Origin of the sequence: Pseudomonas viridiflava, from assembly GCF_001642795.1 — a bacterium.
Classification (GTDB): domain Bacteria; phylum Pseudomonadota; class Gammaproteobacteria; order Pseudomonadales; family Pseudomonadaceae; genus Aquipseudomonas; species Aquipseudomonas viridiflava.
Map to the genome: position 1 here is coordinate 20,845 of NZ_LKEH01000038.1, position 21,743 is coordinate 42,587.

10 protein-coding genes are annotated in these 21,743 nt (G+C 62.6%); 5 read left to right on the top strand and 5 right to left on the bottom strand.

Annotation, left to right across the window (positions count from 1 at the left end; genetic code table 11):
- Window positions 1–2 precede the first annotated feature (2 nt).
- Together AO065_RS20290 and AO065_RS20295 are read right to left on the bottom strand one after the other, a co-directional pair.
- A complete protein-coding gene (locus AO065_RS20290) occupies window positions 3–13,022 on the bottom strand; it encodes a non-ribosomal peptide synthetase (protein ID WP_004881197.1) in 13,020 nt (4,339 codons plus the stop codon).
- Window positions 13,023–13,116: 94 nt separating this feature from the next.
- Window positions 13,117–13,875: a thioesterase II family protein gene (locus AO065_RS20295; RefSeq protein ID WP_004881194.1), complete on the bottom strand. Its 759-nt coding sequence runs from the start codon at window positions 13,873–13,875 to the stop codon at window positions 13,117–13,119.
- A gap of 323 nt (window positions 13,876–14,198) precedes the next feature.
- On the opposite strand from AO065_RS20295, the gene AO065_RS20300 reads away from it, so the two are divergent.
- The gene (locus tag AO065_RS20300) at window positions 14,199–14,735 is read left to right on the top strand and encodes an RNA polymerase factor sigma-70 (RefSeq protein WP_004881192.1); all 537 of its coding nucleotides are present in this window, start codon (window positions 14,199–14,201) and stop codon (window positions 14,733–14,735) included.
- 69 nt (window positions 14,736–14,804) lie between these two features.
- Here the strand turns inward: AO065_RS20300 and AO065_RS20305 are convergent, their stop codons facing one another.
- On the bottom strand, window positions 14,805–15,332 hold the full coding sequence (locus AO065_RS20305; RefSeq protein WP_004881189.1) for an SgcJ/EcaC family oxidoreductase: 528 nt from the start codon (window positions 15,330–15,332) through the stop codon (window positions 14,805–14,807).
- A 198-nt stretch (window positions 15,333–15,530) separates the two neighbouring features.
- On the opposite strand from AO065_RS20305, the gene AO065_RS20310 reads away from it, so the two are divergent.
- Genes AO065_RS20310 through AO065_RS20325 form a run of 4 tightly spaced genes read left to right on the top strand, consistent with a single transcriptional unit; the run spans window position 15,531 to window position 20,165 of the window.
- Window positions 15,531–16,715, top strand: a complete 1,185-nt coding sequence (locus AO065_RS20310) for a sensor histidine kinase (RefSeq protein WP_004881188.1) — start codon at window positions 15,531–15,533, stop codon at window positions 16,713–16,715.
- Window positions 16,712–17,380 carry a response regulator gene (locus AO065_RS20315; RefSeq protein ID WP_004881185.1) on the top strand — a complete coding sequence of 223 codons (669 nt, stop codon included), beginning with the start codon at window positions 16,712–16,714 and terminating at the stop codon, window positions 17,378–17,380. The genes AO065_RS20310 and AO065_RS20315 overlap by 4 nt, the downstream gene beginning before the upstream one ends.
- Window positions 17,377–19,704, top strand: a complete 2,328-nt coding sequence (locus tag AO065_RS20320; protein ID WP_004881184.1) for an ATP-binding protein — start codon at window positions 17,377–17,379, stop codon at window positions 19,702–19,704. Before AO065_RS20315 ends, AO065_RS20320 begins: the two co-directional genes overlap by 4 nt.
- The gene (locus AO065_RS20325; RefSeq protein WP_004881182.1) at window positions 19,701–20,165 is read left to right on the top strand and encodes a response regulator; all 465 of its coding nucleotides are present in this window, start codon (window positions 19,701–19,703) and stop codon (window positions 20,163–20,165) included. The genes AO065_RS20320 and AO065_RS20325 overlap by 4 nt, the downstream gene beginning before the upstream one ends.
- 8 nt (window positions 20,166–20,173) lie before the next feature.
- On the opposite strand, the gene AO065_RS20330 is transcribed toward AO065_RS20325, so the two are convergent.
- Complete coding sequence (locus AO065_RS20330) at window positions 20,174–20,605, bottom strand: universal stress protein (protein ID WP_004881179.1); 432 nt, start codon at window positions 20,603–20,605, stop codon at window positions 20,174–20,176.
- 145 nt (window positions 20,606–20,750) lie between these two features.
- A complete protein-coding gene (gene dusA, locus AO065_RS20335; protein WP_155737753.1) occupies window positions 20,751–21,716 on the bottom strand; it encodes a tRNA dihydrouridine(20/20a) synthase DusA in 966 nt (321 codons plus the stop codon).
- Window positions 21,717–21,743: the final 27 nt, after the last annotated feature.

Consider the following 21,743-nt stretch of genomic DNA (forward strand, 5'->3'; position numbering starts at 1 on the left):
GATCAGAGCCCTTCCAGTTCCGCCATCAGGTCGGCCAGCCGGTCGAATTTCTGCTCGTCGACCTTCTGTCCGCCCAGGCTTTCCAGATGCTGTGCCAGCGCCTGAACCGTGTTGAACTCGAACATTGCCCTTAGTGGCACGTTGCGCTGCAACTGTTTCTGCGCACGGGTCACCACTTGGGTGGCGAGCAGTGAATGGCCGCCCAGTTCGAAGAAGTTGTCGGTGATACCGACCCGCTCCACCTTGAGCACATCGGCCCAGATCGCGGTCAGTTGCTGCTCCATTTCGCTTTGTGGCGCGACGTAATCCTGCTGCGCCAGGCTGACGTCCGGCGCAGGCAGGGCCTTGCGGTCCAGCTTGCCGTTCGGGGTCAGCGGCATCTGCTCCAGCAGCACCATATGCGAGGGCACCATGTAGTCCGGCAGGCTGGCCCTGAGCTGGTTCTTCAGGTCGTCACGCAAGGCGTCGGGGTCCTGCACCACACCGTTGGGCACCAGATAGGCGGCGAGCACCTTACCCAGCGGACCGTCGATATCCAGCACCACCGATTCGCGAATCGCAGCATGCTCCTGCAAGCGGGTTTCGATCTCGCCCAGTTCGATGCGGTAGCCACGGATCTTGACCTGATAGTCGACCCGACCGACGTATTCCAGGACGCCATCACGGCGACGGCGTGCCAGATCGCCGGTGCGATACAGCCGCTCGCCCGGCGCACCGAACGGGTTGGGCACGAACACCGGCACGGTGCGCAGCGGATCGCCGACATAACCGCGTCCGACCCCTGTACCCGCCACGCAGAGCTCACCGACGGCGCCCAGCGGCACAAGCTCCAGCGCTTCATCGAGCACATACAAACGGTTGTTGTCGGTCGGCAGGCCGATGGGCAGGTAGGTGCTACGGGTGGACGCCGCATCGACCCGGAAGAACGCCACATCGTCCGAACATTCAGCCGGACCGTAGGCATTCACCAGCCCGATATCGGGATAGCGTTGCAGCCACTGGCTGGCCAGTTCCGGCGGCATCGCCTCGCCCGTCGGCAACATCCAGCGCAGTCCGTCGAGCGTCGCCTGCTCTTCGGCCAACAGCCCGGTGATCAGTGACGGCACGCTTTCCAGCACGCTGATGCCCTGCACCTGAACATGTTTGAGCAGCGCCTGAGGATCGCGAGCGATGTCGTTGGGGACGATATCGACCCGGGCGCCAAACAGTGGCGCAGCGAGGAACTGCCAGACCGAGATGTCGAAGCTCTGCGAAGCGGTCTGGGCAATCACATCGGCAGCGCTGAGGTTCAGGTAAGGCACCTTGCTCAGCTGATTGTTGAGCATGCCGCGCTGCTCGACCATCACGCCTTTCGGTTGCCCGGTCGAACCCGAGGTGAAGATCACATAGGCCAGGTTGTCCGGTGCGCTGTAGCGTCCCGGATTGTGCTGTGCGGTTTCCTGCTGCTGCACGGTTTCCCAGACCAGCAGGTGCGGACGATTGGCTTCGGGCAGCGCCTCCAGCAAGGCCCTGCCCTGTCCCACACAGTGCTCGGTACACACCAGAACCGGCGTACGGCTCTGAACGATGATCCCGGTCAGTCGTGGATTCGGCAACGCCGGGTCCAGCGGCAGGTAACCGGCGCCGGCCTTGAAGCTGCCGATAATCATGCCCAACAGCTCAGGCCCGCGCTCGGCCAGCAGCGCAATCGGCTGATCGAACCCGACACCGGCCCCGATCAAGGCATGGCCCAGTCGGTTGGCAGAGTGGTTCAGCTCGACATAGCTGGCGCGATGTTCCAGACAGCTGACGGCGATGCGCTCGGGATGCGCGGCAACCTGCGCCTCGAACAACTCGACGTAGCTGCGCTCCAGCGGGTAGGCGCGCTCGCTCTGATTACAGCCTTCCAGCAGGAATTCACGTTCCGGGTCGCCGAGCAGCGCCAACTCGGCCATGTCGCCGTGGAAGCCTTCGACCAACGCCAGCAGCAAGCGCTTGAACTCGCCAAGCATGCCCTGCACAGTCGGCTCATCGAAATAGCGCTGGTCGTAGGACAGGTGCAGACCCAGGTCATCGCCGGGGTAGCAGACCGCCGTCAGCGGGTAGTTGGTGTGGGTGCGACCTGAATCGGAGGTGGCGTTCAGGCTTTGGGCGCGGTCCAGCACCGAGACTTCCACCGGCGCGTTCTCGAAGACAAACAGGCTGTCGAATAGCGGTTGGCCCTTGGGCAGCTCGCTGTTTTCCTGAATGGTCACCAGCGGCAGGTATTCGTACTCGCGCAGTTGCATGTTGCTGTCCAGCAACTGACTCAGCCACTGGCGCACGCTGCAACGCTGCTCGTCCCCCGGCATGCCGATGCGCAGCGCAATGGTGTTGATGAACAGCCCGACGGTGCGCTGCATCTGCGGCAATTCCACCGGACGGCCCGCCACGGTGACACCGAACACGACGTCGCGATCGCCGCTCATACGCCGCAGGGTCAAGGCCCACGCGGCCTGGGCGAAGGTGTTGACGGTCAGTTGGTGCTGCTGCGCCAGTTCACGCAGCCGTGCGCCGTCCGCGACATCGAGACGGGTGTAGCAGTCGCCGACCACCATACCGCCGCTCTCGCCCGCGTGTTCCCGCAGGAACGGACGGTCGCTCGGAATCGGCGTCGGCCGTTCGAAGCCCGCCAGATTCTGACGCCACCAGTCGCGAGCCTGCGTCAGCCCCCGGCGTTGCAGCCAGCCGATGTAGTCGCGATAACGTGGCGCGGGCGCCAATTGCGCGTCACGGCCCTCGCCCAGCGCAGTGTAAATGTCGAAAAAATCGTTCATCAGCAGCGAGCGGCACCAGGCATCGATGAGGATGTGGTGGTTGCTCATCATGAACCAGTAGCGCGCCTCGTCCACACGGATCAGGCGCAGGTGGAACGGCGGTTGACGCAGCAGATCGAACCCGGCCTCACGTTCGGACTTGAGCAGGGCCTGCAGTCGCGGTTCCTGCTGGTCGCTGGCCACGTCGCGCCAGTCCAGGTAATCGATGGGCGTATCGCCCGGTTTGTGAATGACCTGCAACATGGTTTCGCCGATGTCCCAGCAGAACGAGGCCCGCAGCGCTTCATGCCGAGCGATCACCGCCTGCCAGGCTTGCGCGAAACGTTGCGGGTCCAGCGCGCTGTTGATGCGGTAGCGGTCCTGCATGTAGTACAGGCCGGTGCCCGGCTCCAGCAGCGTGTGCAGCAGCATGCCTTCCTGCATCGGTGTCAGCGGGTAGACGTCTTCGATCCGGGCGGCCGGAACCGGTAACGCGTCCAGCTGCGCCTGATCCAGTTCAGCCAGCGGGAAGTCCGACGGCGTCAGACCGCCGCTGCCTTCGGTCAGGCAATGGCTGATCAGCGCCTGCAGCTGCTTCAGATAATCCTGCGCCAGGGCTTCAATGACTTCAGGCAGATAACGCTCGGCGCTGAACGTCCAGCGCAGCACCAGTTCGCCGCCGTACACCTGACTGTCGATGCTCAGCTCGTTGGGCAGCGGCGCATGGGGGTCATGGGCCGCGCCAGCGGAATCTTCCAACGGCCGGAACAGCGCGTCGTCAGCGAAGCTCTGGTCGAACTGGCCCAGGTAGTTGAAGGTGATCGGGGCGACCGGCAACGCCTGCATGGCGCTGCGACTGCCCTCATCGGCCAGATAGCGCAGCACCCCGTAACCCAACCCCTTGTGCGGCACCTGACGCAGCTGTTCCTTGATGGCCTTGATGGACTCACCCGGTTCGGCATGGTCGAGCGCAGGGGTCAGGCGCAACGGATAGGCACTGGTGAACCAGCCGACGGTGCGGGTCAGGTCAATGTCATCGAACAGGGTTTCGCGGCCGTGCCCTTCGAGCTGGATCAGGGTCGAGACTTGCCCGCTCCATCGGCATACCACTAGCGCCAATGCGGTCAGCAGCAAGTCGTTGACCTGGGTCCGGTAGGCGCTCGGCGCCTGTTGCAGCAGATGCCGGGTGCTACTGGAGTCCAATCGCACGCTGAGGGTTCGGGCGTGACGATTCTGCTGACCGCCCTGCGGGGCATGGCACGGCAGCGCTGCGGTCGGACCGCTGAGCTGGCGTTGCCACCATTGAAGCTCTTCACGCAACGACTCGCTGCCGGCATAGGCCTGCAGGCGACTCGCCCAGTCCCGGAAGGCACTGGTCTTGGCCGGCAAACGAACCGGCTGGTTTTCGCTGAGCTGCCGATAAGACGTCTGCACATCGTCGAGCAGCACGCGCCAGGACACACCATCGACGACCAGGTGATGAATGACCACTAGCAGCCGTTGCTGCCCCTGCGGCCCATCGACCAGTACGGCACGCAACAGCGGACCGCTCTGCAGATCAAGGCTGCGCTGGGCCTGTTCGAACAGCGCGGCGCATTCGTCCATCTGCACCACCTGCGCGTGGATCAGCAGCGCGTCATGCGTGACCACTGCGCGATGCTCGGCGCGCCAATGACCGCGCTGCTCCTCGAATCCGAGCCTCAGGGCATCGTGCTGTTCGAGCACAGCGTGCAACGCGAGTTCCAGCGTCTGCGCGTTCAACCGGGCGACAGGCTCTAGCACCAGCGCCTGATTCCAGTGCTGACGCTCTGGAATCGGCGTGTCGAAAAACCAGTGCTGAATCGGCGTGAAGCCCGATTCGCCGCTCACCCGACCCTGTTCGGCCTGGATCAACTGCTGAGTCGTTGCTACGGCAGCAAGGGTATATACGGTCTGATGCTGAAACAGATCACGTGGTGTGAAATGAATGCCCGCCTGACGCGCCCGACTGACCACCTGAATCGACAGAATCGAATCGCCGCCCAGCTCGAAGAAGTTGTCGTCGAGCCCGACCTGCGCCACGTTCAGCACTGCGCACCAGATCGCCGCCAGTTGCTGCTCGAGGTCGCTGACCGGCGCCACGTAGTGCTGACGATTGAGCTCGGGGTCCGGCGCGGGCAAGGCCCGTCGGTCGAGTTTGCCGTTGGCCGTCAGCGGCATGCTGTCCAGCAGAATCAGGTGCGCAGGCACCATGTAATCCGGCAGTTGCGCCTTGAGGTGCGCTTTGAGCGAGTCACGCAGATGCGCCTGTTGCCCGGCATCCTGCGCGGCCACGTCAGTGACCAGATAACCCGCCAATTGCTTGCCTGACGGCGTATCCAGCGACAGCACCACGGCCTCGCGCACGCGCCCGTGTTCCAGCAGGCGGGTCTCGATTTCGCCCAGCTCGATGCGGAAGCCGCGAATTTTGACCTGATGGTCGATTCGGCCCAGGTATTCCACAAGCCCGTCGGCACGCTGGCGCACCAGATCGCCGGTGCGATACAGACGCCCGCCCTGCCCGCTGAACGGATCGGCCACGAAGCGCTCGGCGGTCATGCCCGGACGCTGGTGATACCCCTGCGCCAGACCCGGTCCGCCAATGTACAACTCGCCACTTGCGCCCTGCGGCACCAGAGCCAGATCGGCATCAAGGATGTAGGCGACGCGCGCGCCCACCACCTGACCAATCGGCACGCTGGCCTCGCCTTCCGGCAATTGCTGCGGCGCCAGACTCGCCAGCGGCATGACCACGGTTTCCGTCGGGCCGTAGGCATTGAAGAACAGCTCCGGCTGGAACACCGCACGAATGCGATGCAGGTGCTCGCCAGTCAGCGCTTCGCCGCCGGTGATACACATGCGCACCGGCAGGGTTTGACCCTGTGTCGCCAGCCATTGCGCCAGCTGGCTGCCGTAGCTCGGGGTGAAACCGAGAATATTGACCTGTTGCTCACGGATCAGGCCGCAGATTTCTTCGGCGTCCCACTGCCCCTGCGCCCGCAGCACCACACGTGCACCGGCAAGCAGCGGCACCAGCAGACGTTCGGTGGCCGCATCGAAATTGATCGAATAGAAATGCAGCTCGCAGTCGTCAGGCTGCATGTCGAAGCGTCGGATCACCGCCTGGCAGTGCATGGCGATTTCGCCATGGGACACCACCACGCCTTTTGGCTTGCCGGTCGAGCCCGATGTGTAGATCAGGTACGCCTGATGCTGCGGCAGGCTGAGGAACGGCAGTTCGTCGTGCGAGTAGCCATCCAGCAATGGCAGGTCATCCTCCAGACACCAGCGCGCCACGTCATCAGGCAGCTCGCCGAGGGCGGCAAACAGTGCGCGATCACTCAACAGCAGGCCGACGCCGCTGTCTTCGATCATGTACTGCAAGCGCTCCAACGGGTATTCCGGATCCAGCGGTACATAGGCGCCACCAGCCTTGAGGATCGCCAGCAGGCCGATCACCATGTGCTGCGAACGCTCCAGCGCCAGACCGACACGCACCTGCGGCCCGACACCCCGCTCGCGCAGCACCCGCGCCAGTTGGTTGGCCCGGCTGTCCAGTTCGGCGTAGCTCAGGGTTTCGCCCGCAAAGGTCAGCGCTGGCGCGTTCGAACGCAGGCGCGCCTGCTCGGCAAAAAGCTCATGAATGCACTGATCCAGGCGCTGCTCGCCCGCTTCGACGCCCAGACTGTCGAGCAGTTGCTGACGCTCGGCGTCCTGCAACAGCGGCAGTTCGCTGAGGCGTTGCTGCGGATCGGCCAGCAAGGCTTGCAGCAGGTTGAGCCAGTGCTCGGCCATTTTGGCGATGCGCGGCTCGTCGAACAGGTCGGTGCTGTAAGTCAGGCAGCAACCCAGACGATGATCCAGTTCGGTGACTTCCAGATTGAGGTCGAACTTGGTCGCCCGCGCATCGTTGACCAGATACTCGACCGTCATCCCGGCCAGCTCACGGCTCTGCTGGAATTCCCAGCGCTGCACGTTGCACATCACCTGGAACAGCGGGTTGTAAGCTGCACTGCGCGGCGGTTGCAGGGCTTCGACCAGATGGTCGAACGGCAGGTCCTGATGCGACTGGCCTTCGATGACCGTATGCCGGACCTGCTCGAACAACTGGGCCACGCTCATCTGCCCGTCGAGCTGCACACGCAGCACCTGGGTGTTGAGGAACGCGCCGATCAGGCCTTCGCTTTCCGGGCGAATCCGATTGGCCACCGGCGCGCCGATGCGCAGGTCGGTCTGGCCGCTGTAACGGTAGAGCAGCACCGCCAGCGTGGCGGTCATGGTCATGAACAGGGTCAGGCCGTTCTGTGCGTTGAACGCGCGAACCCTGGCGGCCAGATCGGCTTGCAGATCAAAACGGTACAACTCGCCCTGATGGCTCTGTACCGGCGGACGCGGACGGTCGCCGGGCAGTTCCAACAGTGGATGCTCGTTGCCCAGTTGCGCGGTCCAGTAATCCAGTTGGCGCTGACGCTCGCCCGCTTCCATCCACCGGCGTTGCCAGACGCTGTAATCCAGATACTGAACCGCCAACGGATCCAGTGGCGACGGCTTGCCTTCAAGAAAGGCTTCGTACAACAGCCCCAGTTCGCGAGCGAAAATGTCCATCGCCCAGCCTTCGGTGACGATGTGGTGCAGGGTCAGGACGAAGTAATGTTCCAGCTCGCCTGCCCGGACCAGACAGGCGCGCAGCAGCGGTCCGGTTTCCAGATCAAACGGCTGATGCGCTTCGCTGTCGGCCAATGCCTGAAGCCGCTGCTGACGAACCTCGGCAGGCAGCGCGGAAATGTCCTCCCAGCGCATCTGCAGACCGGTGTGCTCCGAGACGTTCTGATACGCCACGCCATCGACGCTGGGAAAGGTGGTGCGCAGGGTTTCGTGGCGCAGGATCAGCGCTTGCAGCGCCGCGTCGAAACGCTGGATGTTCAGCACGCCGTTCAGGCGCGCCATGCCGCCCACGTTGTAGGCCGGGCTGTCCGGCTCCATCTGCCAGAGGAACCACATGCGTTGTTGCGAGTACGACAACGGCACCGGCTGGCTGCGGTCGACGCGGGCAATCGGTTGCAGGCTGCTGCGTACGCCGGACGCCTGAATGCTCGCAATCTGCTCGGCGAACGCACCCAGTTCGCTGGCCTCGAACAGTGTGCGCAGCGGCAGGTCGATGTCGCAGGCCTGACGCACGCGGGAGATAATCTGGGTGGCCAGCAAGGAATGGCCGCCCAGCGTGAAGAAGTCATCACGCAAGCCGACACGCGGCACACCCAGCACTTCGCGCCAGATGGCGGCGATCTGCTTTTGCAGCGCCGACTGCGGCTCGACGTGCTCGCGGGTCTGCCATTGCGGTTCGGGCAAGGCGCGACGGTCGAGCTTGCCGGTAGGGCTCAAGGGCATGCTGTCCAGACGCACGAATTGCGTCGGGACCATGTAATCCGGCAATTCCAGCGCCAGTGCGGACTTGATGCGCTCTGCCTGTTCAGCTTCGCTTTGGTCCTCAAACGCTGCGGTGTAATAGCCGATCAGTTGCGGACCGGCGACCGTTTTACGCACCAGCACCGCCGCATGGCCAATACCCGGCTGAGCCAACAAACGCGCTTCGATTTCCTGCGGTTCGACCCGGAAGCCACGCAGCTTGACCTGCTGATCGAGACGCCCCAGGTATTCCAGCGCGCCATCACTGCCCCAGCGCACCCGATCGCCGGTGCGATACAGCCGCTCACCCGCCTCGCCCAGCGGATCGGCCACGAAACGTTCGGCTGTCAGCGCAGGACGATCCAGGTAGCCTCGTGCCAGACCGATGCCGCCAATGCACAGCTCACCCGCGACGCCTTGCGGCGCCGGATTCAGCTCGGCGTCCAATACGCGACACAGCACGTTGCCCAGCGGGCGGCCAATCGGCGAGCGCTCGCCGTCCGCCAATTGGCAGTGCCAGTGGCTGACGTTGATCGCGGTTTCGGTCGGGCCATAGCGGTTGTGCAGTTGCACGTTCGGCAGTTGCTCCAGCACCCGGTTGCGCAGCTCACTCGGCAACGCTTCACCGCCCGAGAACAGACGACGCAGGCTGTTGCACTGCCGGGTGAGCGGTTCGTCGATGAACACCTGCAACAGCGGCGGCACGAAGTGCAGCGTGGTGACGCCGTAATCCCTGACCAGTTGCGCGATGCGATGCGGATCGCGGTGCTCGCCGGGACCGGCCAGCAGCAATCGGGAACCGGTTATCAGCGGCCAGAAACACTCCCACACTGACACGTCGAAACTGATTGGCGCTTTCTGCATCAGCACGTCGCTGTCATCCAGCGCGTAGGTGGCCTGCATCCACTGCAGGCGCTCGGCCAGCGCGGCGTGGGTGTTGCCAACGCCCTTGGGTTGCCCGGTGGAGCCTGAGGTGTAGATCACGTACGCAAGGTTATCGCCCTGCAAATGCAGGCCCGGCGCACTGACCGGCCAGCTTTCCAGGTTCAGGGTGTCCATCGCCACCGTGCAGACACCCTCGGCGCTCGGCAGATCACCCAGCAGATGGCTCTGGGTCAACAACAGTTCGACGCCGCTGTCCTCAAGCATGTAGGCCAGGCGTTCGGTCGGGTAATCCGGGTCCAGCGGCACGTACGCGCCACCGGCCTTGAGAATCGCGAGCAGCCCGATCAGCAGTTGTGGCGAACGCTCGGCGGCAATCGCGACGTTGACATCCGGGCCGACGCCCTTGTCGCGCAGGTAATGCGCCAGACGGTTGGCCTGAGCATGCAGGCTGGCGAAGTCGAGGCTGCCGCCCTCCCACATCAGCGCAATCCGTTCCGGCGTCTGTCGGGCCTGATTGCTGAGCAGCTCAGGCAGCCAACGCGTCGCGGGCGCACAGGGCGCAACGCTCCACTGTGCCTGTTGCGCCTGCTCGTCATCGCCGAGCAGTTGCAGATCACCCAGCGCGATCTGTGCGTGCTGGCTGACCTGAGTCAGCACCCGTACATAGTGCTGCGCCATGCGCACGATGGTGTCGCGCTCGAACAGCTCGTCGGCGTAATCGAAAGACAGCGTCAGGCGACCGTTTCTGTCTTCCTCGCTATGCAATTGCAGATCGAACTTGGCTTCGCGGCTGTGCCATGGCAATTCGTCGGCGAGTAATCCCGGCAAGCGGCGCAAGGCACTCAGGTCGCGCTGCTGATGGTTGAACATGACTTGAAACAGACCGTGCTCGCGGGCCTGCGCAAAGGCTTCGACCAGTTGATCGAAGGGCACATCCTGATGCGCCTGAGCGTCCAGCGCCGTCTGACGGGTCTGGGCCAGCAATGCCGAGAATGGCTGGCGCGAATCGAGCTGCGCACGCAACACCAGGGTGTTGATGAAAAAGCCGATCAAGCCCTGGGTTTCATGACGCGGACGATTGGCACCGGGCACGCCGATGCGAATGTCGGTGTGTCCGCTGTAGCGATGCAACAGGGTCTGGAAGCTGGCCAGCAACAGCATGAACGGCGTCGATTGCCAGGCTTGCGCCGTATTGCGCACGGCGGCGCTCAAGTCGGCACTCAGGCGCAGGCTGTAGCGGTCGGCGCTGTGCTGCTGGCGCGCCGAGCGCGGATGATCGGTGTTCAGTGCGAGCACTGGCTGCTCGTCGCCCAGTTGCTGCTTCCAGTACTCGAGCTGGCGCGCAGCCTCGCCATGCGCCAGCCATTCACGCTGCCACTGGCCGTAGTCGGCATAACGCAGCGCCAGCGGAGCCAGTTCAAGCGACTGACCTTGAACAGCCGCCGCATAAAGGCGCGAGAATTCGTCGATCAGCACGTTCAGCGACCAGCCGTCGGCGATGATGTGGTGCAGGGTCACCAGCAACAGGTGTTCTTCGTCGTCCAGTTGCACCAGCGTTACGCGTAGCAGCGGACCGTTCTGTAAATCGAACGGCTGACGCGCCTGCTCTTCGCGAATCGCCAGCGCCCGGTTTTGACGCTCGTCGCCAGACAGGCCACTGATGTCCAGCACCTGTAACTGAAACTCACCGGCCGGATCGATGCGTTGCAGCGCTACGCCGTCCTGTTCGTAGAAGCGGGTACGCAGCGATTCATGCCGCTCGATCAGCCGCTGAAAGCTGTCGCGCAAGGCCGTGCGGTCCAGTTCGCCACGCAAGTGCAGACCGCCGGGAATGTTGTAGGCGCTGCTGTGCGGGTCCAGTTGCCAGACAAACCACAGGCGGTTCTGCGCCAGGGATTGCGGCAAGTGCTCGTCACCCGGCAGGCGGGTGATGGCTTTTTCGCTGGGCTCATCGCCTTGTTGTGCGGCCAGTTGCAGCGCTTCGATCTGTGCAACAAAGGCACCCAGGGTCGGCGCTTCGAACAGCAGACGCAGGCTCAGGTCGATGCCCAGCACCTCACGCAGCTTCGCCACCACCTGAGTCGCGGCAATCGAGTTGCCGCCCAGCAGGAAGAAGTGGTCATCCACGCTGATCTGCTCGCGCTGCAACTGCTCACACCAGACGTCGGCGACTTTGGCCAGCAGCTGCGAACCCGTGGCATGCGCCTGCGCCACCTGACTTGCGGTGCCTTCAGGAAACACCGCGTAGCTGTCCAGGCCGCCATCGGCCAGACGCGTGCGGCAGGCTGAACGTTGCAGTTTGCCGCTGGAGGTCTTGGGCAGCGCGCCAGGGTTGAGCAACACAACGACCGTCGGCGCTTCCTGGAATGCATCGGCCACGGCTTGTCGAATGAGCTTGATCAAGGCTTCGGGTGGCAGGGTTTTCTGCACACTGCGACCGACTTCAGCCGCAATGCCGATGCCTTCGATGCCCGCATGAGCCACAGCGAACGCGGCGATACGGCCTTTGCGCACCCCATCGACGTCGCGCTCGACGACTTTTTCGATGTCCTGCGGATAGAGGTTCTGCCCGCGCACGATCAGCATGTCTTTCAAGCGGCCAGTGATATACAGCTCGCCGTGGCGCTGGAAACCCAGATCGCCGGTTCGCAGCCAGGTCTGGCCGTCATGTTCGACGAAGGTCTTTGCCGTCGCTTCAGGGTTGCGCCAGTAACCATGGGCGATGCTCGGACCGGTCGCCCAGACTTCACCGACGTGGTTATCGTCCAGCGTTTGCAAGGTATTCGGGTCTGCGATCAGTACGCCATGCCCCGGCTGACCGGTGCCGCAACTCATCACCGGACTGCCCTCACCCAGCTCCACGACGTTGCGCGCCAGCGCCGCTTCGTCCAGACGCAACGACGGAATGCCGTGGCCGCGCTTGCCTCCGGCCACATAGAGCGTGGCCTCGGCCAGCCCGTAGGACGCCATGAAGCTGTCGGGCGTGAAGCCACAACTGGCAAACTTGTCGGCAAACGCGTCGAGGCTGTCCTGCCGGATCGGCTCGGAACCTGAATAAGCGACGCGCCAGCGACTCAGGTCCAGACGCTCCAGCGCCGACTCGCTGACCCGTGAGCTGCACAGCTGATAGGCGAAATCCGGTCCACCGCTGATGGTGCCGCCGTACTCGCTGATCGCTTCCAGCCAGCGCAACGGGCGGGTCAGAAAGTACGCAGGCGCCATCAGTACGCAGGGCACGCCGCTGAAAATCGGCTGCAACAGACCGCCGATCAGGCCCATGTCGTGGTACAGCGGCAGCCAGCTGACGATGACATCGTCGGGATTGAGGTCAATGCCGAAGCCGTGACGGATCAGCATTTCGTTGGCAACCAGGTTGCCATGGCTCACCTGCACGCCTTTGGGCAAGGCAGTGGAGCCGGAGGTGTACTGCAGAAAGGCGATGTCATCGGCCTGCAATTCAGGTCCTTGCCAACCCTCGGCCAGGGCGCGGTCCAGCGTGTCCACACAAAGCAGTTGCGGCGCATCCGCAGCCGCCAGCTCGTCCATTTGCAACAAGGCGGATTTCAGGTCGGAACCGGTCAGCAGCAGACGCGGCTCAGCGTCACCGATGATCGACAGCAGACGTTCCTGATGATGACGGCGATTGGATTCCGGCGGATAGGCCGGTACGGCAATGACCCCGGCATACAGACAACCGAAGAACGCTGCCACGTAATCCGGCCCGCTGTGGAACAACAGAATCGCGCGATCTCCCGGTACTGCCTCACGCTTCAGAGCGGCGGCAATGGTGCGCGCACGCAGGTCCAGATCACGGTAGGTCAACACCAGGCCCTGGCTGTTTTCGTCGGTGAGAAAACGCAGCGCCAACTGGTCAGGCGTTTTCGCGGCGCGACGTTGCAGCGCCTGAGCCAGAGTGTCGGGGAGTTCGAAAGCGTCCATGATGGGTTTCCTGCTGGATTCGGCTTGCCAGAGCGGGTCTGGGTATCAAAAAAAAGCGCATCGCAGGATCAGCGACGCGTCGGGCGAGCGGGCATCAGCCAGCTGCGCGGGTCAGGTGCCGAGCCGCGCTGTTGCGCCAGCGAGTCAGGTGCTGTTCGGCGTAACGCCGCAGATGGCGTAGCAATTGAGCCTGCTCGTCGACCAGGTAGAAGTGGTGGCCTTCGAACATATCCAGAGAAAACCCCGTCGCGGCGTCTTCCTGCCAGTCGAGCAGTTCTTCGACGCTGACGCTGTCCTGCTTGCCGCCGAATACGTGAATGGGGATCTGCAGCGGCTCGCGCACGCCATAGACAAAGCTGCCACACAGCAGAAAATCGGCGCGCAGGATCGGCAGCATCATTTGCATGAGTTCATCATTGGCGATCACTTCTTCGCGGGTACCCTTGAGCGTGCGAAGCCGGTCGATCAATTGCGCATCGGTCCTGGCCACGGCGTAGTCACTGACGTCGCGACGCGCAGGCCCTGCCGTGGCCGAGGTGAACAGCGCCAGCGGCGCGGGCAGCCCGCGAACGCGCAGTGCATGCGCCAGTTCGAAGGCCAGCAGTCCGCCCAGGCTGTGCCCGAACAGCGCATAAGGGGTGTCGAGTTCGGCGGCGATTTCATCGGCCAGTTGACCGGCCAGTTGCACGATATCCGTCTGCAACGGCTCCGCCATGCGCATGCCGCGGCCCGGCAGTTCCAGCGGGCGCACATTCAGCCAGTCCGGCAACGTGCGCCGCCAAGGGCTGTAGAACATCGCGCTGGCACCGGAATACGGCAGGCAGAACAGCTTCATGCCTGTAGAGCTGTTCATATCAGGGCCGTCCGTCCATTGGATCCGGTGTAAAAGCCTAGATGCGCGCGATTGATACGCATGGTGTTCTCCTGATGTCATCCCCGGCCTGCGCCATGGGCGGGCCTGTCATCAATGAGAACGGACGGCGTTCGGAAATAATTAGTCGCATTCGGCCGCCTTGCACGCGTGTCGGGCGCGCTGGTCGGAATCGCCCCTTTAAAGTGCGCTGATGCGCTTTCGCATTTGACAATAATTATCATTAAGACTAATTTATCGCCCCACGTGATGGCGCGACCCACAAGGCCGCTCCCCTCCAATGACTTTGCAGCAAGGTGAATTCCATGACGGAACAAGTATTCACAAGTAAGTGCGATTCACCCCTCCTACAGGCTTTCGTCGACAATTACCTGCTGCTGGTCAAGATTGCCGCACGCATCGTGGGTTGTCGGTCCCGTGCCGAGGATGTGGTTCAGGACGCTTACTTCAGGCTGCGTTCGGCCCCTCAGGTCACACTGACGTTCAAGGCTCAGCTCAGCTATCTGTTTCAGATCGTGCGCAATCTGGCCATCGACCACTACCGCAAGCAGGCACTGGAGCAGCGATACACCGGCCCCGAGGCAGAGGGTTTGAATGTGGTGATTCAGGGCGCGTCACCGGAAACGTCGCACATCAACTTCTCGAGTCTGGAAAAAATTGCCGACGCGCTTTCGGAGCTGCCACCCCGCACCCGTTACGCGTTCGAGATGTATCGCCTGCACGGTGTACCGCAAAAGGACATCGCCAAGGAACTGGGCGTTTCACCTACCCTGGTCAACTTCATGATTCGCGATGCGCTGATTCACTGTCGCAAGGTCAACGGCGTCAGAACCGAGCCTTGAGCCTTTTCAGACGACAAAAAAATCCGGAGCCTGGGCTCCGGATTTTTCGTTTTGGCTCGACGCTTTTTATCAGCGGCTGACCTGGTACTCAGGCTGCACTTCCGGCATGGCCGAGGAGTGGTGGTTCAAGATCTTCCACTCGTTGCCGACACGATGGTAAAGGAAGGTATAGCGAGCCTGGACCTTGCTCTGCTTGCCTTCGGCCGACGTCAGGGTGAAGGTGTAGACACCGCTGTCCACTGCTGCATCCGGACCCAGACGGCGGATTTCCCGGTAGTTGATCTCACCGACCGGCTTCAGGGCCAGGAAGTGCTCGAAGTAGTCCTTGATTTCGGCCGGGTTGGCTCGCACCTTGTTCGAGACAGTCGGCTGCAGCACCGCATCCTTGGCGTAGAGAGAGACAACGGTCTGCGGATTGCCGGTTTTCAAAGCCTTGTTCCAGCGGTCGAACAGACCTGCAATCTCTTTATCGTTTACGTTGCTTGGCTGCTCGGCCACCATGCGGTAGGTGTAACCGCCGGCCGGTTCGGCAGCTGCCTGAACCATTGGGGCGCTAACAGCGAGGAACAGGGCCAGGGCGGTCAATTTCAGTTTCATTGCAACTCTCCTACGGGGTAATCGGTTCAGGGATTCAGTGGTTGCCAATTTGCCCTGTAGCGCTGTTTGCTCCATCGGCCGAACGGGGTTATTTGCCTATGCCAACTGGCAGATAGGCGCACAATCGCCTTACGCGTTCTAATGGCTGTACTCAAGGTGTGCTCGCGCGCGCATCACCCTTCGCTGGAGCCCTCCCCTATGCAAAGCCCTCCCCATGACCCGGCAAGTGCCCTGGCGATCCGTACCCAGTATCGCCAGTCACAAAGCCGTGCCGCACGTCTGCGACTTCTGGTGGACACGGGTCAGGAACTGACTCAGCTGCCGCCCGAAGCCATGCGCCAGCGGGTGCTGCAGCGGGCCTGTGCCTTCGTGGCCATGGACCATGGTCTGCTGCTTGAGTGGAACAGCGATAACGTAGTCACGATCACGGCCAGCCACGGCAGCAAGGAACGCTTGAACTCGATGGACAAGGTGACCGACACCCTGGCCGTCGGCCCGCAATGGCTGGATTGTCCGCAAGACCGACTGCCCAGCGTGCTGATGCTGCCGTTGCGCGGTGCAGATGAAGGCGCGTTCGGCACGCTGCTGCTCGCCAACAGCGTCGGGATCAATGCTCCGGACAACGAAGACATTGAATCCCTGCAACTGCTCGCCACGCTGCTGGCGGCGCATCTGGAGAACAACCGCCTGCTCGAAGCGCTGGTGGCGCGGGAGCGGACCATGTCCGAACTGGTTCATCAGTTGTTCACTGCTCAGGAAGACGAACGCAAGCGCATGGCCTATGACCTGCATGACGGTCTGGCACAGACCCTCGCCGGACTGCATCAGCGTCTGCAAGGTTTCGCCGGGCGCTGCCCGGAACTGCCGGAGCCCATGAGCGCCGACCTGCAGGCCATCCTCAATCTGGCGCAACACTGCGTGGGCGAAGGACGGCAGTTGATCAGCGGTCTGCGCCCTACCGTGCTCGATGACTTCGGCCTGCTTCAGGCGGTCGACAAGGAAGCCGATCGCCTGCGCGAAGCCGGCATTGCCGTGCACTGGAGCTCGCGCTCGATGGTCCGCCTGCCCAGCCATCTGGAGATCGGCCTGTTTCGCATCGCTCAGGAAGGCATCAACAATGTGCTCAAACATTCGGGGGCTGGCAGCGTGCAGCTGGCACTGGACATCAGTGACAGTAACGTTTCGCTGCTGCTCGAGGATAATGGCCGCGGTTTCGTGACCGATCAGCGCAGCGACGGCAGCGGCGTTCAGAAACTGGGGCTGGTGGCCATGCAGGAGCGCGCCAGCCTGATGGGTGGCCGCCTGACCTGTGTCAGCCGTCCCGATTGCGGTACGCGATTGCGCGCGACCGTCCCTTTCACTGCTGACAAGGCAATTCAATGACTGACACCCTGCGACTGGTCCTTGCGGACGACCATGAAGTGACCCGTACCGGATTCGTCTCGCTGCTGGCAGGACATCCGGAATTCGAAGTGGTTGGCCAGGCCGCCAACGGCCAGCAGGCCATTGAGCTCTGCGAAGAACTGCAACCGGACATCGCGATACTCGACATCCGCATGCCGGTGCTCAACGGACTGGGCGCAGCCCGGCTTCTGCAGCAACGCATGCCGAAGCTCAAGGTGGTGATCTTCACCATGGACGACAGCACCGATCACCTGGAAGCGGCGATCAGCGCCGGTGCCGTGGGCTACTTGCTCAAGGACGCCAGCCGCGATGAGGTGATTGCCAGCCTGCAACGCGTGGCACGTGGTGAAGAGGCTTTGAACAGTGCGGTCAGCGCACGCCTGCTGCGCCGCATGACCGAGCGCAACACCAGCGGCGCGTCACTGCCCGAAGCCCTGACGCCTCGCGAGCGCCAGGTGCTGGGGCTGGTGGCAGGCGGTTTCAGCAACCGGGAGATCGGCGAAAAACTGGGCATCACCACCGGGACTGCCAAGGCTCACGTGGAAAAGGTGATCGGCAAGCTCGGCGCATCTGATCGCACCCAGGCGGCCGTGCGTGGTGTGGCGCTGGGACTGGTCACTCAGGCACCGGGCGACTGGCAATGACAGCACTGTCCACCAGCCGCTGGCAGGATCTCCCCCTGCGTGGCAAGGCACTGCTGGCGATTTCGATGCCGCTGGTGGTGTTGATGTCCTCGCTGGGGTTGATCTATCACGCCGAGCGCCAGACCGCGCAGGCTGAAGAGGATGTGCGTCGAGCACTGCTGGTGCAGGGTGACATTCAAACGGTGCACACCCAGATTGCCGAAGCGGCCGCCAGCGTGCGCGGCTACCTGCTGACCCGGCAGGCGGATTTCCTGCCTGGTTATCTGAACGCGCAACCGCTGATCGACGCGGCGCTGGTGCGGCTCGATGCCAATATCCAGGACGAGCAGATGCGCGCGTATCTGACGTCGATCGAACCCCTGATCCACGCCAAGGCGGATGGACTGGCAAAACTGCAGGCACTCAGCCTGGATGTACCGGAAAATATCACGCGCATCCTGATTGAAAACAAATACGTACTCGATCAATTGCGCGAACGCATCAGCACCATGCGCGAGCGCGAGGACACGCTGCTGGCCGAACGCACTGCCGCCGCGTCGGCCACTCGCCAGCAACTGTTGCTGTCCACGCTGCTGGCCGCCGCCTGCGGCATCATCGGCGCCATTCTGGCGGTGCTCATGCTGTCGCGAGGCATCGTCACGCGGGTCCAGCAGGTGCAGCGCAACGCCCAACGCTTGGCGCTCGGACATCCCTTGCGGCCACAACCTCCCGAAAAAGACGAGATCGGTCAGTTGAGCACGCGTCTGGTCGAAGCCGGGCAATTGCTTGCCGAGCGTGAGCGCGCCCTGCGGGACAACGAAGAACGCCTGCGGCTCATCATTGAAGGCGTGAAGGACTACGGCATTTTCGCGCTGGATAAGCACGGCTACATCACCACCTGGAACGCCGGTGCCGAGCGCATCAAGGGCTACACCGAGCAGGAAATCATCGGTCAGCACTTCTCTGTTTTCTACCAGCCAGAGGAGTGCCCGCAGCATCCGGACATGGCGTTGCATGAAGCCAGGGTCGAAGGGCATTACATGGAAGAAGGCTGGCGCTGCCGCAAGGACGGCAGCCGTTTCTGGGCCAGCGTGGTGATCACAGCACAGTACGACGGCAACGGCGAACTGCGTGGTTTCTCCAAGATCACCCGAGACATCACCGACCGCCGTGCCGCAGAGATCGCGCTGGGTACGGCCCGCGAAGAAGCCGAACGCGCCAGCCGGGCGAAGAGCGAGTTTCTTTCGCGCATGAGTCACGAGTTGCGCACGCCGCTGAACTCGATTCTGGGATTTGCCCAGTTGCTGGACATGGATTCGACGGCAAGCCAGCGGCCGCAGGTCGGGCACATCCTGCGTGCCGGTCAGCATTTGCTGAAGCTGATCAATGAAGTCCTGGACATCGCCCGTATCGAAGCCGGCCACCTGTCCCTGAGCCTGGAACCGGTCGCCCTGTCGGCAGTGCTTCAGGAAGCGCTGGTGCTGGTTTCGCCGATGGCGGCGGACGGCAACATCCGGCTGATCGAACTGCCCGACATGCCGGACGAACTTGGCGTGATCGCCGACCGCCAACGCCTGATTCAGGTGCTGCTCAACCTGCTGTCCAACGCCATCAAGTACAACCGGCCCCATGGTCAGGTGCAGATCGAAGTCGAGCAACTGGATGAGCACACGACCGTAACCGTCATCGACACCGGCCACGGCATCGCTGCCGAACGCATTGATCAGCTGTTCAAGCCGTTCGAGCGCCTGGGTGCCGATCCGAATGTTGAAGGCACCGGCCTGGGTCTGGCGCTGAGCAAAAGCATGCTCGAGATGATGCAGGGTCAGCTGTCGGTGGAAAGCACGCCCGGACAGGGCAGCCGCTTCACCCTGAGACTGCCTCACGTTCAAGTGCAGGCTCCCGTCGCACCCGCACCGCGTCCGACCGAACTGCTACCGGCTGTGCAACGCCCTGCCACTGCCGACTATCACGGCAAGGTGCTGTGCATCGAGGACAATCTGTCGAGCATGGCGCTGATAGAAACGCTGCTGCAGCGCAGGCCGGGCATTCGGCTGCTGTCGAGCATGCAGGGGCAACTGGGTCTGGACCTGGCCAGGCAGCATGCCCCGCAATTGATCCTGCTGGACCTGAATCTGCCGGACCTTCAAGGGCTGGAGGTCCTGCAGCGTCTGAGACGCCTGCCTGCGACCGCGCATACGCCGATCCTGATGATCACCGCCGACGCCAGCGACACCGTTCAGCGAACCTTGCAAGCGGCCGGCGCAACCGCCATCCTGACCAAACCCATCCAGGTGCCGGCCTTTCTCGCGTATCTGGATCAATACATACCGGAGCCGACATGACCGGAGATTTCCGTATCCTGATCATTGATGATCAGCGCCCCAACCTTGAGTTGATGGAGCAACTGCTCGCCCGGGAAGGACTGACGAACGTACTGAGCAGTACCGAGCCATTGCGTACGCTGGACCTGTTCAACAGTTTCGAGCCGGATTTGGTGGTACTGGACCTGCACATGCCCGAGTTCGACGGCTTTGCGGTCCTTGAGCAACTGAACCGGCGCATTCCCACCAATGATTATGTGCCGATCATGGTTCTGACTGCCGACGCCACACGTGACACTCGCCTGCGCGCCCTGGCACTGGGTGCACGGGACTTCATCAGCAAACCGCTGGATGCGCTGGAAACCATGCTGCGGATCTGGAACCTGCTGGAAACACGGGCGCTGTACAAGACCCTGCGCAAGCTGGTGCCGCCCGAGCATATAGAACTGCTGCGCCAGCCACGTTCGCTGGCACAGCAATAGCCGACGGCTTACTTGATAAGCGTCACCGGCACTGACGCTTCATGAATTACCCGCGTGGCGACCGAGCCCAGCAACAGGCCCGTCACGCTGCTCAACCCACGGGTGCCCATGACGATCACGTCGCAACCCAGCTTCTGCACCTGCGCCTCGACCTGCTCCGCAACATTTCCCAGATCGACGTGCGCCTGAAAGGGTGTTCCGGCAGCGGTCAGCAGTTCGATCGCATCATCCAGCACACGTTTGCCTTCGTTGTTCAGGCCGGCCTTCACACCCTCGATCATGTCCGGTGCCAGATAGAGGCTGTAATCGATTGGACTGGCCTGCACGTTCAGCAGATGAACCTCAAGCGGCTTTTTGAGATCGGCAGACAACTCAATGACATACCCGACAGCCCGCATCGCGTGCTCGGAACCGTCGAAAGGAACAAGAACTTTATGCATGGCGGCTTTCCTTGTTGGATTATGCCGTCAACATAGCCTGAGCCGGGCGGCGCAGCTACAGGAAAGAACGGTTGATTTGATCCAGCGCAAGCAGGCGACGCCTGGACTGCCAGACGTCACTGAGAAAACACCTGTTTGCTCGCCTTTAGCGACCTTCGAGGAACGCTGCCGCCTGATCCAGCAGCATCAACGGGTTTTCATGCTTGTGGATATCGACCGAGAGCAACTGCCGAAAACGTCGCGCGCCCGGGAAGCCCTGAGCGAGCCCGAGCACGTGCCGGGTGATGTGGTGCATGTTGCCGCCACTGGCCAGATGCGCCTCGATGTAAGGCCGCAGTGCCTCCAGCGCTTCGGCGCGACTGATAACCGGCGCGGTGCTGCCGAACAGTTGCTGATCCACTTCCGCCAGCAGGTAGGGATTGTGATACGCCTCACGGCCCAGCATCACGCCGTCGAAGGTCTGCAGATGCTCCTGGCACTGCTCCAGCGTCTTGATACCGCCGTTGAGGACGATCTCAAGCTGTGGGAAATCCTTCTTCAATTGCGCAACCACGTCATAACGCAGCGGCGGAATGTCCCGATTCTCCTTCGGCGACAGACCCTCGAGAATCGCGATTCGCGCATGCACCGTAAAACTCTGGCAACCTGCCTCATGCACCTTGCCGACGAAATCACACAGTTGCTCATAACTGTCACGACCATTGATCCCGATACGGTGCTTGACCGTGACCGGAATGCTCACCGCATCGCGCATCGCTTTAACACAATCCGCCACCAACTCCGGATGCCCCATCAGGCACGCGCCGATCATGTTGTTCTGCACCCGATCACTCGGGCAGCCGACATTCAGATTGACCTCGTCATACCCCACCCCTTCCGCCATCCGCGCACACGCCGCCAGATCCGCCGCCGTACTGCCACCCAACTGCAGCGCCAAGGGATGCTCGGTCTCGTCATGCTGCAAGAACCGCGCGCTGTCGCCGTGCAGCAACGCGCCGGTGGTGACCATCTCGGTGTAGAGCAACGCGTGTTTGGAGAGCAGGCGCAGGAAGAAGCGGCAATGGTGGTCGGTCCAATCCATCATCGGCGCAACGGAGAAGCGACGGGACAGCGGCTGCCTTGATTCTCCCGCATTTAC

Coding starts and splice junctions, on each gene's coding strand:
- AO065_RS20295 (WP_004881194.1), bottom strand. CDS start 13,875: ATGAACAGCTCTACAGGCATGAAGCTGTTCTGCCTGCCGTATTCCGGT.
- AO065_RS20300 (WP_004881192.1), top strand. CDS start 14,199: ATGACGGAACAAGTATTCACAAGTAAGTGCGATTCACCCCTCCTACAG.
- AO065_RS20320 (WP_004881184.1), top strand. CDS start 17,377: ATGACAGCACTGTCCACCAGCCGCTGGCAGGATCTCCCCCTGCGTGGC.
- AO065_RS20330 (WP_004881179.1), bottom strand. CDS start 20,605: ATGCATAAAGTTCTTGTTCCTTTCGACGGTTCCGAGCACGCGATGCGG.
- AO065_RS20315 (WP_004881185.1), top strand. CDS start 16,712: ATGACTGACACCCTGCGACTGGTCCTTGCGGACGACCATGAAGTGACC.
- AO065_RS20290 (WP_004881197.1), bottom strand. CDS start 13,022: ATGGACGCTTTCGAACTCCCCGACACTCTGGCTCAGGCGCTGCAACGT.
- AO065_RS20310 (WP_004881188.1), top strand. CDS start 15,531: ATGCAAAGCCCTCCCCATGACCCGGCAAGTGCCCTGGCGATCCGTACC.
- AO065_RS20325 (WP_004881182.1), top strand. CDS start 19,701: ATGACCGGAGATTTCCGTATCCTGATCATTGATGATCAGCGCCCCAAC.
- AO065_RS20305 (WP_004881189.1), bottom strand. CDS start 15,332: ATGAAACTGAAATTGACCGCCCTGGCCCTGTTCCTCGCTGTTAGCGCC.